General features: G+C 69.7%; 14 protein-coding genes. 9 read left to right on the forward strand and 5 right to left on the reverse strand.

The annotated features are described in order from the left end of the window. Window positions 1-64: 64 nt before the first annotated feature. The gene (locus KBX46_RS03075) at window positions 65-703 is read left to right on the forward strand and encodes an HD domain-containing protein (RefSeq protein WP_088948865.1); all 639 of its coding nucleotides are present in this window, start codon (window positions 65-67) and stop codon (window positions 701-703) included. Window positions 704-714: 11 nt separating this feature from the next. Here KBX46_RS03075 and KBX46_RS03080 read toward each other — a convergent pair whose 3' ends face one another. Together KBX46_RS03080 and KBX46_RS03085 are read right to left on the reverse strand one after the other, a co-directional pair. Beyond that, entirely contained in the window at window positions 715-1,599 is an 885-nt protein-coding gene (locus KBX46_RS03080) for a pyridoxal-phosphate dependent enzyme (protein ID WP_210790632.1), read from the reverse strand. Between the two features lie 64 nt (window positions 1,600-1,663). Beyond that, window positions 1,664-2,197: a hypothetical protein gene (locus KBX46_RS03085; RefSeq protein WP_088948867.1), complete on the reverse strand. Its 534-nt coding sequence runs from the start codon at window positions 2,195-2,197 to the stop codon at window positions 1,664-1,666. Window positions 2,198-2,526: 329 nt separating this feature from the next. On the opposite strand from KBX46_RS03085, the gene KBX46_RS03090 reads away from it, so the two are divergent. Then, entirely contained in the window at window positions 2,527-3,741 is a 1,215-nt protein-coding gene (locus tag KBX46_RS03090) for a hypothetical protein (RefSeq protein ID WP_088948868.1), read from the forward strand. Continuing rightward, complete coding sequence (locus KBX46_RS03095) at window positions 3,734-4,315, forward strand: hemerythrin domain-containing protein (protein ID WP_210790635.1); 582 nt, start codon at window positions 3,734-3,736, stop codon at window positions 4,313-4,315. The genes KBX46_RS03090 and KBX46_RS03095 overlap by 8 nt, the downstream gene beginning before the upstream one ends. Before the next feature lie 104 nt (window positions 4,316-4,419). Here KBX46_RS03095 and KBX46_RS03100 read toward each other — a convergent pair whose 3' ends face one another. Both KBX46_RS03100 and KBX46_RS03105 read right to left on the reverse strand, forming a co-directional pair. Continuing rightward, the gene (locus tag KBX46_RS03100; protein ID WP_088948870.1) at window positions 4,420-5,133 is read right to left on the reverse strand and encodes a GAF and ANTAR domain-containing protein; all 714 of its coding nucleotides are present in this window, start codon (window positions 5,131-5,133) and stop codon (window positions 4,420-4,422) included. A gap of 207 nt (window positions 5,134-5,340) precedes the next feature. Continuing rightward, window positions 5,341-6,468 carry a DUF4185 domain-containing protein gene (locus tag KBX46_RS03105; RefSeq protein WP_210790637.1) on the reverse strand — a complete coding sequence of 376 codons (1,128 nt, stop codon included), beginning with the start codon at window positions 6,466-6,468 and terminating at the stop codon, window positions 5,341-5,343. A gap of 230 nt (window positions 6,469-6,698) precedes the next feature. Here KBX46_RS03105 and KBX46_RS03110 point away from each other — a divergent pair, with 230 nt between their 5' ends. From KBX46_RS03110 to KBX46_RS03130, 5 genes are all read left to right on the forward strand, one after another. After that, window positions 6,699-8,141 (forward strand): VCBS repeat-containing protein, encoded by a 1,443-nt coding sequence (locus KBX46_RS03110; RefSeq protein ID WP_210790639.1) that lies wholly within the window; start codon window positions 6,699-6,701, stop codon window positions 8,139-8,141. A gap of 19 nt (window positions 8,142-8,160) precedes the next feature. After that, window positions 8,161-10,212 (forward strand): N-acetylmuramoyl-L-alanine amidase, encoded by a 2,052-nt coding sequence (locus KBX46_RS03115; protein WP_210790651.1) that lies wholly within the window; start codon window positions 8,161-8,163, stop codon window positions 10,210-10,212. Window positions 10,213-10,231: 19 nt separating this feature from the next. Further along, complete coding sequence (locus KBX46_RS03120) at window positions 10,232-11,749, forward strand: FG-GAP-like repeat-containing protein (RefSeq protein WP_374224931.1); 1,518 nt, start codon at window positions 10,232-10,234, stop codon at window positions 11,747-11,749. 15 nt (window positions 11,750-11,764) lie between these two features. Continuing rightward, the gene (locus tag KBX46_RS03125) at window positions 11,765-12,757 is read left to right on the forward strand and encodes an alpha/beta hydrolase family protein (RefSeq protein ID WP_210790654.1); all 993 of its coding nucleotides are present in this window, start codon (window positions 11,765-11,767) and stop codon (window positions 12,755-12,757) included. Window positions 12,758-12,881: 124 nt separating this feature from the next. Beyond that, window positions 12,882-13,592 carry a DNA alkylation repair protein gene (locus tag KBX46_RS03130; protein ID WP_210790666.1) on the forward strand — a complete coding sequence of 237 codons (711 nt, stop codon included), beginning with the start codon at window positions 12,882-12,884 and terminating at the stop codon, window positions 13,590-13,592. Between the two features lie 9 nt (window positions 13,593-13,601). On the opposite strand, the gene KBX46_RS03135 is transcribed toward KBX46_RS03130, so the two are convergent. After that, the gene (locus KBX46_RS03135) at window positions 13,602-15,878 is read right to left on the reverse strand and encodes an LLM class flavin-dependent oxidoreductase (RefSeq protein ID WP_210790669.1); all 2,277 of its coding nucleotides are present in this window, start codon (window positions 15,876-15,878) and stop codon (window positions 13,602-13,604) included. Window positions 15,879-16,022: 144 nt separating this feature from the next. Between KBX46_RS03135 and KBX46_RS03140 the strand changes: the two genes are divergently transcribed. Next, window positions 16,023-16,550 carry a MarR family winged helix-turn-helix transcriptional regulator gene (locus KBX46_RS03140; RefSeq protein WP_210790671.1) on the forward strand — a complete coding sequence of 176 codons (528 nt, stop codon included), beginning with the start codon at window positions 16,023-16,025 and terminating at the stop codon, window positions 16,548-16,550. Window positions 16,551-16,647 lie beyond the last annotated feature (97 nt).

Consider the following 16,647-nt stretch of genomic DNA (forward strand, 5'->3'; position numbering starts at 1 on the left):
GTCCGCTCGGGTGACGCTTGACGCATCGGAGCCCGGCCGGGCTCCCGGACCGACAGGAACCTCCATGAGCCAGACGATCGCCGGCATCGAGATCCCCGACTCACGGCTCGCCAACGACGCCACCGAGCTCGTCCGCCAGGCCACCGACGACCTGCTGTTCCATCACTCCCGGCGGGTCTTCGTCTTCGGCTCGCTCCAGGGTCGGCGGCTCGGCCTGAAGGCCGACCCCGAGCTGCTCTACGTGGGCGCGATGTTCCATGACCTGGGGCTGACCGAACGCTACCGCCGCGACGATCAGCGCTTCGAACTCGACGGCGCGGACGAGGCACGCCGCTTCCTCCGGTCGAACGGCATCGGCGAGCGCGAGGCGCGGCTCGTGTGGGAGGGCATCGCCCTGCACACCACACCGGAGGTCCCGTACCGCCTGGAGCCCGAGGTCGCCCTCGTCACCGCCGGGGTCGAGACGGACGTGCTCGGCATCGGCTACCACGAGTTGTCGCCCGCCGACATCGCGGCGGTCACCACGGCGCACCCGCGGCCGAACTTCAAGCGAGCCATCGTCGACGCGTTCGCCGACGGCTTCCGGCACCGGCCGGACACCACCTTCGGCACCGTCAACGGTGACGTGCTGGAGCACCGGGTGCCCGGCTACCGCCACATCGACTTCGTCCGGGTCATCGAGGAGTCCGCCTGGCCCGAATGAGACCCGGGGACCTAGACCTGCGGGTGGCCGAAGAGGCCGGGAAGGCCGCCGGTGTGCAGAAAGATCACCCGGTCGCCGTGCGGGAAGCTGCCGGCCAGCAGCGCAGCCATCGCCCGACCGGTGTACGTCGGGTCCAGGAAGACCCCCTCGTCGCGCGCGGTCGTCTCCAACGCCGCCCGCGCCGTGTCGGTGAGCGTGCGGTACCCGGCGCCCACCTGGGAGCCGTCGATCCGCAGCGCGTCCGGCTCGACCTCGCCGACGAGCAGCCCGGCGACAGTCGCGCGCGGGTCGGGCACGGCGCCGACACTCACGCCGACAACCCGCTCGGCGCCCAGTTCCTGCACGAGGCCGGCCATCGTCCCACCGGAGCCGAGCGCCACCACGACCTCGGCCGAGTCGATGTCCGGCACCTGGGCGCGCAGCTCCCGAGCGCAGTCCACGTAACCCTGGGTGGACGCGGGCGAGGTGCCGCCGAACGGGATGAGGTACGCGGATCGGCTCTCCGCCTCGTGCGCCACCACCTCGGCGAGCGGTCGGTGCCCGCCCCAGACGATCTCGGCGCCGGCGAGCCCGTCGAGCAGCAGGTTGCCGCGCTGCTCGTCCGGGGGCGGGCCGTCGAGCACCAGCACGCAGGCGAGGCCGAGCCGGGCGGCTGCGGCGGCGGTGAGGCGGGCGTGGTTGCTCTGCGGTGCGCCGGAGGTGATCACGGTGGTGGCGCCGACTGCGAGCGCCTCGGCGCAGGTGTACTGCAACTTGCGGATCTTGTTGCCGCCACCGCCGAGGCCGTTGAGGTCGTCACGCTTGAACCAGAGCTCGGCCAGGCCCAGCCGGGCGGCGAGCCGGGGCGCGGCCTCCAGCGGAGTCGGCCAGGTGCCGAGGGAAACGGGGGCGATCATCCGTGCAGCTAATCACTCCACTGCCCCGCCCGCAGCACCTCGGCCGACAGTGGCAGGTGACGCGTCAGCCCCGACGCACCGCGGCACGCGGCAGCGGGCCGACGTCCGAGTGGCGACCGGGCCGGAGTGCCGCGTGCCGCTGTCCAGGTCCGGCGCCGTCGCGGGCGGCGAGCACATCCGCCACCGCGCCGGTGGCGAACCCGTAGATGGACTTGTGCACCATGTCGATGGCGAGTTCCGCACGTGGCCAGGTCAGCGGGGGCGCCCCCACACCGGTGGCGTTCTCCAGGATCTGGTCGCTGGTCAGGCGCACCGCCGTGAACATCCCCGAGGCCCAGGTGCCGCGCAGGCCGGCCTGGGCCATGACACTTCGCAGCACGCCGACCAGCGCGCCCTGCCCGTAGTGCATCGCCAGGTTCTGCCACCGCGGCTGCTGCCCCGGACGTTCCGGCAGGCCAGTCAGCCGTGCCAGCACCCGGGCCGGCACGTACGAGTCGGGTCGGCCTGTCACCCGTTGCTCGACCTTCTCGGCAGCCGTCATCACCGCCGCCCCCACCAGACCTGCCACCAGTCCCTGCCACACCGCTCTCTTCAGCATGGTGGACGCCCTACCCAGTGGACGGGTACTCACACCCGTCTCCAGCCTCGCGTGGCCGCCGGATCCAGGTCCCGGAGGACGGGTTTGGTTTGTGCCCGCTTGCCGTGGGTAGCGTGATTTTCGGGTCAAGACACGCGCCCTTCGATGGTCATCCCTGCCTCGCGCCCACACGCGGCGGGTGGGCACCCTCGTCGATGGCGGAGGCAACGTGTGACGGACCGGATTCCTCTTCCGCAGCCACCACTCCACGGCCGTGTCCTCAGCGCGGCCCGGGTGGCGCCGCACCCTGCCCTCCGCGTATGTCCCACCTCCCCCGACAAAGGAGAGAGATGTTCAACCCCCTGGACCACAAAGGAATCCCGCTCGACGGTCAGATCCGCAACTGGCGTGAACTGAACGTCGAGCCGATCGACCCGGAGGCGGTCGACCCGTACACCCGGTGCCGGATCATCACGATGAACGGCATCGAGGTCGAGGCGATCAACTTCCAGCACCAGTTCGCCCGGAACTGCCCGGACCAGGAGGTCCGCCGGCAGCTCGCCTACGTCCGGTACGTGGAGAGCCAGCAGCAGAGGGTGGTGAACTGGCTGCTTCCCGGCGTCGCCAGCGTGCTCGAGACGACGCTCGGCTACGAACAGGTGGCCGTCGACCTCACCGCCTGGGTGGCCCGACACGAACCCGACCCCTACCTCAAGCAGGCGTACGAGTTCGGCGTGCTGGAGGACTTCGACCACCTGTACCGCTACGCCAACCTCTACGAGATGGTCGAACGGCGTAAGGCGGAGAAGATCGTCAACGGTCTCACCGAGGTCATGCCGGGTCGGCCGACCATTCAGGAGCACCGGCACCCCTTCGACGAGGTTCGCACCCCGTACGACCGCAACTCGGTGGACCCGCGCTCGAAGCTGCACGCGTTGACGATCCTCTCGGCGGAGCAGCAGGTGATGTTCTACTACATGAACGTCGGCCCGCAGTACATGGAACCGATCGCGCGCCAGCTCTACCAGGAGATCAGCCTCATCGAGCAGGAGCACGTCACCCACTACGAGTCCCTGCTGGACCCGGGCGAGAACTGGTGGGAGCGACTGCTCACCCACGAGTACAACGAGTGCTGGCTCTACTACTCCTTCCTGCAACAGGAGAGCGACCCCCGGATCAAGGCAGTCTGGGAGCTGCACCTGCAGATGGAGCTGGCTCACCTCCAGCAGGCCGCCGACCTGTTGCGCCGGCACGACGGCCGGGAACCCGAGGAGATCGTCGGCACGGCCGGGTTGCCGGAGCCGCTGACCTTCGAGCCCAACAAGGACTACCTGCGCCACCTGCTGGCCACCCAGATGGATCTCACCAAACTCGGCGAGGGCTACGTCCGTGAGGCCCACGAGCGTTTCGAGTGGATGCAGGAGCAACTGCACGACGGCCAGAAGCCGCCGAGCGAGCAGGTCATCGACATGCACCGGGAACGCTTCGGCGACGAGTACCGAATGGAGACCGAGGGGCCGCACCCGATCGAGGCGCTGCGCGCCGAAGGAGGCAGCCATGCCTGACGCCGACGCTCCGACCACGCCCGGGCCCGAGGAGGACGTGGTCGACCTGCTGCTCGCGCAGCACGCCCAGATCGAGCAGCTCTTCCTGCTGGTCATCGGCAGCACCGGCGACACCCGGCGGGACGCCTTCGACGATCTGGTCAAGCTCCTCGCCGCGCACGAGACCGCCGAGGAGGAGGTCGTCCACCCGCTCGCCCGGACGCTGCCCGGTGGGGGTGGGGACGCGATGGTCGACGACCGGCTCGACGAGGAGCGGCAGGCGAAGGAGACCCTGCAAACCCTGATCAAGGGCGGTGTGGACGCCGACGGCTTCGACACCGGGATCGTCCTGCTGCGCGACGCCGTACTCACGCACGCCCGTTACGAGGAACGCTACGAGTTCCCCCAGCTGCGCCAGCACGTCCCGGTCGACCGGCTGCGCAGCCTCGCCACCGCCGTGCGGGCGGCGGAGGCGTCCGCGCCGACGCGGCCGCATCCCAGCGCCCAGTCCGCGAAGGGCAACCTGGCCGCCGGTCCGGTACTGGCGGTCATCGACCGGGTACGCGACGCGGTGCGCAAGCCGTCGGAGAGCTGACCGGAATCAGGCGGGCGGTGATCCGGTCCGCGTGATCTGCCGACAGGGCCACCCGCCTCGTGCGGGTGGCCCTGTCGGTGAGCATCGTGCAGTCGCGGCGTGGCTCACCCGCGCTTCTTTCCGACAGCCTGGGCGACAAGGGCCTCCGCGACCTCGCGCACCTTGCGGTTGGTGTCCTGGGAGATCTTCGACAGCAGCGCGAACGCCTCCTCCGACGAGCACCGCCGGTCCCCCATGATGATCCCTTTGGCCTGCTCGATCACGGCTCGGCTGCGCATCGCCTCCTGCATCTGCGCTGCCAGTGTGGCGGCGTTCTCGTACAGGTGCGCGTTGGCCAGGGCCACCGCCGCGTACGCGGCGAAGCCTTCCGCGTTCGCGATCGAGGACGAATCGAAGGCGTTCGGCGAGTCGCTGTAGACGTTGAGCGCGCCCACCACCGACCCCTGGATGGGAAGCCCGATCGAGAGAGAGCTCTGCACCCCGGCGGCGCGGGCCTTCTCCGCCCATGCGGGCCAGCGATCTTCGGTGGTCATGTCCGGCACCGAGATGGTGTCACCGCTGGCGGACGCATCGAGGCACGGGCCGCGGTGCTCCTCGTACTGCCACTCGTCCAACTTACGGGCCAACTCGCCGGTGAACGCCCCGGTCGAACCGACCTGCCCCCGAACCAGGGTGACGGTCACCTCCCTGGTCCCGGGAATGCTCCGGTTGGCGAGTTCGGCGATCCGGCCCAGCATGTCGTCGAGGCTGATCTCGTCGAGTCTGACCCGGCTCAGCTCGGCCAACGCGTCAGCGGGTTGCATCGTCGGCTGCGTCATCGCCGTAGGCCCTCCTCGATCAGCGTCCGCCAAAATGCGACATTCCGGGATGGCCGGCACCCCGTCAACTGCGCTCCGGGGCGTTCGTCGTCAATCTTGGTCCTACCCCCTGACTCACCCACTCACACCCCGCCCGGAACGTGGCGGGCCGCGTTCCCGCCGATCAGCTCAGGCAGGTCGGGCCGGGAGCGCCAGGTCAGCGCCTCGTCACACCGAGCCGGCGAACTGGCTGACGTGGTAGGCGGTGCTGCGGCCGTCCGGCGTACGCGTCCACTTGGAGACCATCAGGTGAAGATCGTTGGCGTTGCGGCTCGACCAGGGATGGATGAACCCACCGTAGAGAGCCGGCTCCTGCCAGCTCGTCACCTGGATCTTCTCCGCCGTCCACGCCCGGTCCGGTCCGGACGCGGTCCGGGTGACCAGGCACCCGTTCTGGCAGTTTAGGTATGACATCACCCAGGTCCCGTCGGCCAGGCGGCGCACCGATGGTTCACCGAAACGGCCGGTGAGGATGGGTGTGCAGGGCCGGCCCCAGCCCCAGTTGGTGCCGTTCCAGCCCCAGCCCTCGTACGACTCGGGGTAGAACAGCCGGTCCCAGCGGACGCGGCGCAGCATCATCGGGCCGTCCTGCCGCCCCGCGCGCACCGAGAAGACGTAGACGTGATCGCCGTCGCGCTGCATGGTCCACATCTGGAACGGGTCCCTGTTGTCCGGGCTGTTCCACCACTTGAGCGGCGTACGGACGAAGTCGTTGCCGTTGTCGGAGAACGCCAGCCCCGCGTAGCGGGACTTCCACTGCGGCCCGGCCGGGCCGGCGGAGTTCCAGTTCTCGATGCTCATGTAGGAGATGACCTGCCGGTCGGTCTCCGGGAAGCTGATGCCGTCGTTGGGGATGACTGTCACCTCCGGCAGCCCGTCGATGCCGATGCCGTGGTGGCCGTTGTGCATCAGCTCGGGCGCGCGCCCGTTGCCGGCCACCCGCGCCGCGCTGTCGAAGACCACTCCACCCGCCGCGGCGGGGTGGACGGCTGAACGCAGCATCACCGGTGAGCGCCAGTCGTTCGGCACGGGCGGTCCCTCGGGCCACGGTGTGTCGAAGGTGTCGCCGAAGAGGTAGCCGATCGAGCCGTTCTCCAGCACGTACGGGATGCCCAGATCGGTGCCGGCCACCCGCCAGCGGCTGGAGGTGTCGAGGTCGGCGCCGGTCAACCGCTTCTTCCACACCGCGGCCTGGGCCGGCGCTGCCGTTGTCAGGACCGTGCCGACGGCACCGAGCGCGCCGGCCGCACCTATCGCGGCGGCGCGACCGAGCAGCGAGCGACGTCGCACACCCATGGCTGTCCCCTCCGGTCGGATCGATGCCCTCGACACCGGTTGCGGGCGAGTAAACCCGCGACAATCGTCGGTGTCAATACCTGCCCGCCCTGACCCGTGCAATGAAGGAATTCTTCATGACGCATTGACATCGATCATCGCCCTGATGACACTCTCAGCATTCGATACGGGTGTCCGAGGCGGTTCGCGACGCCACCAGGATGGCCGCTCGAGCCCCTGGGAGGAGCAGCGTGAGACGTACTCTCCTGGCCCTGCTGGTCGCCCTCGGCACCGCCGCGGCGACGGTCATGGCGGCGCCCGCGCAGGCCGACCCGGTCGGCACCCTGGCCTGCACCTCCATCCCGGCCAACCGCGACCCCGCGGTGACCCTGGTCGTCTACCGGGTCGCCCGCGCGCACAACGCCAACGACAAGGTGACGCTGTCCGCCTTCGAGGCGGGCTGGGTCGAGTCACACATGAACAACCTGCCGTGTGGCGACAAGTCGTCGCTCGGGGTCTTCCAGCAGCGCTGGGACTACGGCTGGGGAACGCCAGAGCAGATCATGGACCCGGTCTACGCCAGCACCCAGTACGTCACCCGGGCGATCGTCTGCGACCGCAACAACCCGGGGTTCAGCGCCGGCCAGGTCGCCCAGTGCGTCCAACGGTCGGGTTTTCCCGACCGGTACGACCAGGCGGCCGCCACGGCGCGGGCCCAGCTCAACGAGGCGGCCCGGACCCACGCCATCGCCGGCGGATCCGCCACCGACGTCACCGGCGACGGCCGCGACGACATCGTCGGCTTCACCCAGAACGCCCTCGCCGACGTCTACGTGGCCACCTCCACCGGCGGCTCGTTCGCCGGCACCTCGGTGAAGTGGAACGAGTTCTTCTCCATCGGTGGCGAGACCGCCTCCACCGGCGACGTCAACGGCGACGGCCGGGACGACATCGTCACCTTCGCCCACAGCAACACCGGCGACGTGTACGTCGCGCTGTCCACCGGCACTTCGTTCGGCGGCGAAGGGAAGTGGCACGACTGGTTCGCACCGGGTGCGGAGATCGGCGCGGTCGGCGACGTCGACGGTGACGGGCGCGACGACATCGTCGCGTTCACCCACAACCCCGCCGGAGACGTGTACGTCGCGCTGTCCACCGGCACCGGCTTCGGCCCCGGCCTCAAGTGGCACGAGTACTTCAGCCCGTTCGGCGAGTTTCCCGCGCTCGGTGACGTCAACGGCGACGGCCGCGACGACCTCGTCACCTTCACCCAGGGCCCCGCCACCGCCAGCGACGTCATCGTCGCCCTGTCGAACGGCAGCTCGTTCGGCGCCGCGCAGAAGTGGCACGACCTGTTCGCCGTCGGCGCCGAACTGCCCCGCGTCGGTGACATCAACGGCGACGGCCGCGACGACATCGTCACCTTCACCTGCAACGCCGACGCCGACGTGTATGCCGCCACCTCCACCGGCACCGGCTTCGCCGGGACGACAGTGAAGTGGAACGACTACTTCTGCCTGGCCGGCGAGTTCCCCTACCTCGGTGACGCCGACGGGGACGGCAGGGACGACCTCATCGTCTTCACCAAGGGCGGCACCAACGACGTCCACGTCGCACGCTCCACCGGCACCGGTTTCCTCGGCGCCACCAGATGGCACGACTTCTTCGGCCTCAACGGCGAGACAACGCTGTGACCCGCGGATTGGAGACCCCATGCGGCTGACCAGGCGCAGGTGCGCCCTCATTCTGGCGGCGGTACTCGCCGGGCAGGTCGCGACCGCGCCGGCCGACGCGGCCCGGCCGGTGGCGCCCGGCCCGCTCGCTGCGGACTTCGCCCGGGCCTCCGCCGAGTTCGACGTGCCCCGCGACCTGCTGGTCGCCGTGGGCTACGGCGAGACCCGACTGGACGGGCACGGCGGCCTGCCCAGCCAGGCCAACGGATTCGGCGTCATGCATCTCGTCAGCAACCCCACCCAGCACAGCCTGGAACGGGCGGCCACGCTCACCGGCGAGCCGGTCGACCGGCTGCGCTCGGTCACCTCCGCCAACATTCGCGGAGGCGCCGCGGTGCTGCGTGACCTGGCCGACAGCGAGGGACTGACCGCCGGTGCGCGCGACCGGCTCTCCGCCTGGTACCCGGTGGTGGCGCGCTACAGCGCCGCCACCGACGACTCGACGGCCCGGCTCTACGCCGACCACGTCTACGACCTGCTGCGGACCGGCATCGCGGCCACCACCGTCCGGGTCGCCGCGCAGCCGGTGCGCCCCGAACTGGGCCGGTACGCGTCGATCACCCCGGCCGGCGCCGGCCCGAACGTCGCCGCGGCGGCGGTGCCGGAGTACGGGCCGGCCCGCTGGGTCTCCGCCTACGGCGGCAACTACCAGGCCGGCCGGTCGTCACGGATCACCACCGTCGTGGTGCACGTGACCCAGGGGTCGTACGCCGGCACGGTGAGCTGGTTCCAGAACCCGTCGGCGGGGGTGAGCGCGCACTACGTGGTGAAGTCCAGCAACGGTGAGATCACCCAGATGGTGCGCGAGGGAGACACGGCCTACCACGCGCGCTCTGCCAACCCCTACGCGGTGGGCATCGAGCACGAGGGATTCGTGGACAACCCGGCCTGGTTCACCGACGCCATGTACCGGTCGTCGGCCGCGCTGACCCGCTACCTCTGCGAGAAGTACGGGCTGCCGAAGACCCGCGCGGCGATCAGGGGGCACAACGAGATGCCCGGCAACGACCACACCGATCCCGGTCCGAACTGGAACTGGAACTACTACATCTCCCTGGTCAACCCCGGCGGCTCGGGAGGCCGCTACCTGGCGGGGTCACCGACGGACTTCACCGGCGACGGCCGGGACGACGTCGTGAGCTTCACGCAGGGCAGCCTCAACGACGTCTACGTGGCCACCTCCACCGGCAGCGCGTTCACCGGTACGTCCGTCAAGTGGAACGACTTCTTCGGCCTCAACGGGGAAACCCTGCTGTCCGGGGACTTCAACGGCGACGGGCGCGACGACATCGTGGCCTTCACCCACGGCTCGCTCGCCGACGTGTACGTGGCCCTCTCCACCGGCACCAGCTTCGGCGGCGGCCTGAAGTGGCATGACTGGTTCGCGCCGGGCGCGGAGGTCGGTGCGGTCGGCGATGTCGACGGCGACGGACGCGACGACATCATCGCGTTCACCCACGACACGAACGCCGACGTCTACGTGGCGCTCTCCACCGGCACAGGCTTCGGCCCCGGCCTCAAATGGCACGACTACTTCTCCATCCCCGGCGAGTTTCCTGCCCTCGGCGATGTCAACGGTGACGGCCGCGACGACATCATCACCTTCACCCAGGGGCCGCTCACGGCGTCGGACGTGATCGTCTCCCTGTCCACAGGAAGCGGATTCGGCGCGCCCCAGAAGTGGCACGACCTGTTCGCCGTCGGCACCGAACAACCCCGCGTCGGCGACATCAACGGCGACGGCCGCGACGACATCGTCACCTTCACCTGCAACGCCGACGCCGACGTCTACGCCGCCGTCTCCAACGGCACCTCGTTCGTCGGCACCACAGTCAAGTGGAACGACCTCTTCTGCCTGCCCGGCGAGTTCCCCTACCTGGGTGACTACAACGGCGACGGCAAGGACGACATCGTCGCCTTCACCAAGGGCAGCTTCAACGACGTCCACGTCGGCCTCTCCACCGGCACCACCTTCCTCGGCGCCACCAAATGGCACGACTTCTTCGGCCTCAACGGCGAAACCACCCTCTGAGTACGTCAGGAGTCCCGCCATGTCCCGGCCTTCGCGTACCCCCGTCCTCCGCGCCCTGGTCGCGCTTCTCACCCTGGCCATGGCGGTCCTGACCGCCGTGGTGGTGTCACCCTCGCCAGCGATGGCCGCACCGAACTTCAAAGCGCCGTTCCCGTGCGGGCAACGCTGGACCTACGACCACCACAGCGCGGAGGTGCGGCAGGCGTTGGACTTCGTGCGCGCCGACGGCGGCGCCACCGGAGGCACCCCCCAGGTGGCGTCCGCAGCGGGTGTGGCCCGGCACTACTCCCAGCCCAGCGGGGCCGGTAACTACATCGTCGTCGACCACGGTGGGGGCTGGACGACCTACCACTTCCATCTCAGCGCCTACTCGGTTGCCAATGGCGCGTACGTGCAGCAGGGACAGCAGATCGGCATCACCGGCAGCACCGGCAACTCGTCTGGGCCGCACGTCCACTACGAGCAGCTCTACAACGGAGTCGGACAGACGATCGTCATCAACGGCGTCTCGCTGGCTCCCTACCCGGCCCAGTACAACCAGAAGTACCTGGTCAGTGACAACTGCGGCGCTCCGTCGGGCGGCCGCTACCTGGCCGGCTCACCGACGGACTTCACCGGCGATGGTCGCGACGACATCGTCGCCTTCACCCGCGGCTCACTCAACGACGTGTACGTGTCGGCGTCCACCGGCTCCTCGTTCGCGGGGACGTCGGTGAAGTGGAACGACTTCTTCGGGCTCAACGACGAGACGCTGCTGTCCGGGGACTTCAACGGCGACGGGCGCGACGACATCGTGGCCTTCACCCACGGCTCGCTCGCCGACGTGTACGTGGCACTGTCGAACGGGTCGTCGTTCGCGGGCGCCACGAAGTGGCACGACTGGTTCGCCCCGAACGCCGAGGTGGCCGCGGTGGGGGACGTCAACGGCGACGGACGCGACGACATCGTCGCCTTCACCCACGACGGCGCCGGGGACGTGTACGTCGCGTTGTCCTCCGGTTCGTCGTTCGCTGGAACGGCGCTCAAGTGGCACGAGTACTTCTCGATCGCCGGGGAGTATCCGGCCCTCGGCGACGTCGACGGCGACGGACGCGACGACATCATCACCTTCACCCAGGGGCCGCTCACGGCGTCGGACGTGATCGTCGCCCTGTCCACGGGAACCTCGTTCGGGGCGGCACAGACCTGGCACGACCTGTTCGCGGTCGGCACCGAACAGCCCCGCGTCGGCGACATCAACGGCGACGGACGCGACGACATCGTCACCTTCACCTGCAACGCCGACGCCGACGTCTACGCCGCCGTCTCCACCGGCACCTCGTTCGTCGGCACCACCGTCAAGTGGAACGACCTCTTCTGCCTGCCCGGCGAGTTCCCCTACCTCGGTGACTACAACGGCGACGGCAAGGACGACATCGTCGCCTTCACCAAGGGCAGCTTCAACGACGTCCACGTCGGCCTCTCCACCGGCACCACCTTCCTCGGCGCCACCAAATGGCACGACTTCTTCGGCCTGCCCAACGAGACCACCTTCTGACCCAGGGAGACTCCAATGCTCGACGTACCCCCGTCCGCGTCGATCAGCCGGCGCCGGCTGATCGGTGGCTCCGCGGCGGTGGCCGCCGCCGGGCTGTTCGCCGGCGCCCTCGCCGCACCGTCCGCCGCCATGGCCGCCACCGACGGGTACGGCCTGCGCATCGTCGACCGTAACGAGAACGGTGGCCGCCTCCAGTACTACCGCTTCGCCACGGACGCCATCGAGTGGGACCCGGGCGTCAACGTGCTGCTGCCTGACGGGTACCACACCAGCGGCAAGCGGTACCCCGTGCTGTACCTGCTGCACGGTGGCAACGCCGACTTCCGCACCTTCCACCTCCAGGACAACATCATCGGTCTGACCGCCGGCCGGGAGGTCATCGTCGTCATGCCGGACGCGTCGACCGGCTGGTACTGCAATCCGGTGAACAGCTTCGTGGGACCGCGCAACTGGGAGACCTTCCACATCGCCCAGTTGCTGCCGTGGATCGACGCGAACTTCCGTACCTTCGCCGAGTACAACGGACGCGCGGTGGCCGGCTTCTCGATGGGCGGCTTCGGCGCGTTGAAGTACGCGGCCAAGTACTACGGCCACTTCTGCTCGGTCAGCTCGCACTCCGGGCCGGCCAGCCTGCGTCGGGACTTCGGGCTCGTCGTGCACTGGGCCAACGCCACCTCGGCCGCGCTGGACCTCGGCGGCGGCACCGTCTACGGGATCCCGCTGTGGGACGAGGCGCGGGTCAGCGCCGACAACCCGGTCCAGCGAATCCCGAGTTTCCAGAACAAGCGGATCTTCCTGGCGGCCGGCACGTCACCCGACCCGATCAACTGGTTCGACACCGTCAACGAAACCCAGGTGCTCGCCGGTCAGCGCGAGTTCCGCGCCGCACTCGCCCGGGCCGGTATCCCGCACGAGTGGCGCGAGGTGCCCGGCGGGCACTTCTTCCGCCACGACCTGTTCGTCCAGGACCTCAACGGGATGCTCGGCCGGCTACGCCGCGCCGGCTGAGGTGGCCAGCGGCGGCTCGCTGTGCATGCTGGGCTCGCGGCGGCTCGCTGTGCATGCTGGGCTCGCGGCGGCTCGCTGTGGACGCGGCGTCGTGGTCACTGACCGGCACGGTAGCTTGCTGGTCATGGCCACGAGCGTCGACGTCCGTCTAGACCTCGCCAGCCGTGCCGACCCGGGTCGCGCCGAGGCGTCGAGCCGTTTCCTGCAGATGGTCCCCGGCGGTTACGGCGAGGGCGACCGGGCCATCGGCGTGTCCGTGCCGGACCAGCGCAAGGTGGCCGGCAGATACTGGCGCGACCTCTCCCTGGCCGAGACAACGACGCTGCTGCACTCCGACGTGCACGAGGAGAGGCTGACGTCGCTGCTCATCCTGGTCCGCAAGTTCACCAGGGGCCACGAGCAGGAACGGGGCGAGATCTACCGCCTCGTCCTGGCCAACACCGACCGCATCAACAACTGGGACCTGGTCGACTCGTCGGCGCCGTACATCGTCGGCCCCTGGCTCGTCGACAAGGAGCGCGGTGTCCTGGACCGGCTGGCCGGGTCTGACCTGGTGTGGGACCGGCGCATCGCCGTCATGGCGACTTTCGCCTTCATCAAGGCCGACGACTTCGAATGGACCTTCCGGCTCAGCGACCGGCTCCTCCAGGATCCGCACGACCTCGTCCGCAAGGCGGTGGGGTGGATGCTGCGTGAGGTGGGCAACCGGGACAGAGCGGCGGAGGAGGAGTTCCTGCTCCGCCGCTACCACGCCATGCCCCGGGTCATGCTGCGGTACGCGATCGAGAAGTTCGAACCGCAGCGACGGAGGGAGTACCTGTCCGGCACGCTCTAGACGACCGGGTCAGCCCGGTGTCGCCGGCGAGATCGGGAAGTTCCGGTTGAAGACGTTGTCCGGGTCGTACGTGGCCTTGATCGCGCGCAGTCGGCTCAGCGTGGGCTCGGGCCAGGCATCCAGCAGTCGAGCCGGGTCGGTGTCGGACTCGAAGCTGAGGTACATGCCGTCGAGATGCGCGTACAGCTCGGCCCACAGCTTGTCGAGTTGCGGCCTGCGGTCCGGGACCGTGGCGGCGAGCACCGAGAAGTTCTGCTCCCGGTGCGGGTACGCGGTCGCGTCGCGAGCGACGTCGTTGACCGCCGCGCCGACGGACCGGAGCTGCATGATCATCACGTCGCCGGAACGGATCATGTTTTCCATGAGGTCGGCTGCCTCCGGTGTGACGTGGTGCAACAGCCCGCTGCGGGTGTCCCGCAGACCCTGACCTCGATGGTCGTTGCCGGGGGGCACGACGATCGCCGGGTACGGCACGAGTTGCGCCTGCTGATCGAGAATCGGGCCGATCTCCAGGAACGGGCTCAGCGCGGACTGCGCCGCCTGGATGTCGTCACCGGCGTACACGAGGGTGACCTGGGCCATCGGGGGGTTTCCACGGCGGCCCGGGAAGAGGGACAGGAAGCTCGTCAGGTCCCGCGGCGCGTCCTCCACGAGCCGGCCCCAACGGTGCAGCAGTTGGGCGGTGTCGGTGGCGTCCGCGACGAGGTGGGCGTAGACGACTTTGTCGACCTCGTACGCGTCCAGTTCGAGGGCGGTGACGACGCCGAAGTTGCCACCGGCGCCACGGACGGCCCAGAACAGATCAGCATGGTGCTCGTCGTCCACCCGGAGCAGGCGGCTGTCGGCGGTGACGATCTCGGCGGCGACGACGTGGTCGATGGTCAGGCCGTGCCGGCGCGCCAGATAGCCGACGCCTCCGGTGGTGGCGAGGCCACCGACGCCCACGTCACCGTAGTCACCCGAGCTCATCGCCAGGCCGTACGGGGCGAGCGCCTGGGCCACCTCCCCCCAGCGGGCGCCCGGCTCCAGCCGGATCCGGCGAGTCGCCCGGTCCAGCACCTCGACCCGGTTCATCCTCGACATGTCGATGACGATCCCGCCGTCGTTCGTCGACCGGCCGCTGATGCCGTGCCCGCCGCTGCGCACGGACAACGGGACGTCCTGGGTCCGCGCGTACGACACGGCATCGACCACCTCGGCGGCGGTCTGCGGCCGGATCACCAGGGCCGGTGACCCCTGCCAGCTGTAGGTGTGGCGCACACCCTCGTACTCCGGATGGCCGGGCTCGACGGCGCCGGTGGTCAGCGATGCGGGCAGCGCGTCGTAGTCGAGGCCCGGGTGCCGCTCGGACCGGGCGGCGACCGCGTGGGTCGGTCCGGTGCCGGACGCGGTTCCCGCCCGCTCCCTGGCGACCGCCTCCCGCAGCGCGGGGGCGACCTCCTGCCCGAGGGTCTGGATCAGTCGCGGGTCGTCCCGGCCGATCAGGAAGGTGCTGAAACCCTCTTCCAGGACCAGCGGGAGGAGTTGTTCGACCCACTGCTCCGCGGGGCCCTGGAGGAAGCCACGGCTGCGCGACGAGACGTCGACGGTGAACAGATTGAGCAGTCGCCGGATCTCCCGAGGGTCACGCCCCGCCCCGACCGCTGCCTCGTCGATGAGCCGGTTGGCGGTCACCCGGTCCGGGGACCGCAGGTATTCCAGGGTCGGCAGCCAGCCGTTGGCCTTCTGACCGGTCAACGCCAGCATCTTCGGCTGGTACGCGCCGAGCCAGATGTCGATGTCGTGGGCCGGCGCGGGGCCGCGCCGCATGCCGGGGATCGGGTAGTACTTCCCGTCCCGCCGCAGCGGCCCGGGGGCCTCGGCGTCCCAGACCCCCCGCAGGACGTCGATCGCCTCGCGCAGCGCCTCGACACCCTGCCCCGCCGTCAGCCGACGAGCGCCCATGCCCTCGATTCCGTCCCAGAACGCGCCGGCGCCGAGGCCCAGCTCGAAACGACCGTGGGACAGCCGGTCCAGGCTCGCCGCCGCCCTGGCCAGGACGGCCGGCGGGCGCAGCGGGAGGCTGAGGACGTTTCCCGAGATCCGCAGTCGTTCGGTGCGGGCCGCGACCCAGCTCAGCAGGGTCCAGGTGTCGAGGAACTCGGCGTTGTACGGATGGTCCTGGAAGGTGGTGAGGTCCAGTCCCGCCGCTTCGGTCAGCTCAGCGAGCGCCACCACGTGGTCGGGGTCCTGAGCGGTGGGCGTCAGAAACGTGCCGAAGAGAAGTTCGTGCCCGTAATCAGACATTTCGTCAGCATCTCCGTGGTCATGTTGCCAGAATATAATCTGCACAGCAGATCGTATGTCCCACAACGCACTTGCCCACTGGCTGATTCCTCGGTGCACAGGAACTTCGGTTTGATCAACACATCGCCTGCTAGCGTCCGGTGCATGTCCGCCACCGACGCGTGCGAGCTGCCGGCCGACCGCAGGCGCGGTTCGACCTTCGGCTGGTCACTGGGTGTCGTGCTGCGCCGCTGGCACGAGTACGTCGAGGAGACACTGAGCGACCTGCCGCATCGCAGCCGGGGCTACCACATCCTGGCCGTCGTCGTACACGAGGACGTGCCCACTCAGGGCGCGCTGGCCGCGCGCCTTTCCATCGACCGCAGCGTCCTGACGTACGTCATCGACGACCTGGAGAACGCCGGTCTCATCGAACGGAAGCTCGACCCTCAGGACCGGCGCGCCCGCCGGGTCGTGGCCACCGACCGCGGGCGTGCGGCACTCGCCGAGGCCGAGCGACGGGTCGCCCACGCCGAGGACCACGTGCTGGGCGGGCTGCCCGAGGATCAGCGCGACGCCTTCCGCGACTTCGCCGCCCGCGCCGCCGAGGCGATCCACGCCGCCGCGCCCGCCACGGACCCCTGCGTCGCCGTGCGGAGCGTCCTTCCGCAGACCGAACAGTCAGACGAGTAGGCCGCCGGGCCGCCCGCCGAGGTCGTCGCCCGCGACATCGCCCTCGGCGCGCTCGCTTGTGGATCGGCGACGAACCTCACCCGAGCGAGGGAGTGCG

This window comes from Micromonospora sp. C81, from assembly GCF_018070425.1.
Classification (GTDB): domain Bacteria; phylum Actinomycetota; class Actinomycetes; order Mycobacteriales; family Micromonosporaceae; genus Micromonospora; species Micromonospora zamorensis.

What these genes read in the sequence shown, in the direction of transcription:
- KBX46_RS03075 (WP_088948865.1), top strand. Translation starts at nt 65, where the DNA reads ATGAGCCAGACGATCGCCGGCATCGAGATCCCCGACTCACGGCTCGCC.
- KBX46_RS03080 (WP_210790632.1), bottom strand. Translation starts at nt 1,599, where the DNA reads ATGATCGCCCCCGTTTCCCTCGGCACCTGGCCGACTCCGCTGGAGGCC.
- KBX46_RS03085 (WP_088948867.1), bottom strand. Translation starts at nt 2,197, where the DNA reads ATGCTGAAGAGAGCGGTGTGGCAGGGACTGGTGGCAGGTCTGGTGGGG.
- KBX46_RS03090 (WP_088948868.1), top strand. Translation starts at nt 2,527, where the DNA reads ATGTTCAACCCCCTGGACCACAAAGGAATCCCGCTCGACGGTCAGATC.
- KBX46_RS03095 (WP_210790635.1), top strand. Translation starts at nt 3,734, where the DNA reads ATGCCTGACGCCGACGCTCCGACCACGCCCGGGCCCGAGGAGGACGTG.
- KBX46_RS03100 (WP_088948870.1), bottom strand. Translation starts at nt 5,133, where the DNA reads ATGACGCAGCCGACGATGCAACCCGCTGACGCGTTGGCCGAGCTGAGC.
- KBX46_RS03105 (WP_210790637.1), bottom strand. Translation starts at nt 6,468, where the DNA reads ATGGGTGTGCGACGTCGCTCGCTGCTCGGTCGCGCCGCCGCGATAGGT.
- KBX46_RS03115 (WP_210790651.1), top strand. Translation starts at nt 8,161, where the DNA reads ATGCGGCTGACCAGGCGCAGGTGCGCCCTCATTCTGGCGGCGGTACTC.
- KBX46_RS03120 (WP_374224931.1), top strand. Translation starts at nt 10,232, where the DNA reads ATGTCCCGGCCTTCGCGTACCCCCGTCCTCCGCGCCCTGGTCGCGCTT.
- KBX46_RS03125 (WP_210790654.1), top strand. Translation starts at nt 11,765, where the DNA reads ATGCTCGACGTACCCCCGTCCGCGTCGATCAGCCGGCGCCGGCTGATC.
- KBX46_RS03130 (WP_210790666.1), top strand. Translation starts at nt 12,882, where the DNA reads ATGGCCACGAGCGTCGACGTCCGTCTAGACCTCGCCAGCCGTGCCGAC.
- KBX46_RS03135 (WP_210790669.1), bottom strand. Translation starts at nt 15,878, where the DNA reads ATGTCTGATTACGGGCACGAACTTCTCTTCGGCACGTTTCTGACGCCC.
- KBX46_RS03140 (WP_210790671.1), top strand. Translation starts at nt 16,023, where the DNA reads ATGTCCGCCACCGACGCGTGCGAGCTGCCGGCCGACCGCAGGCGCGGT.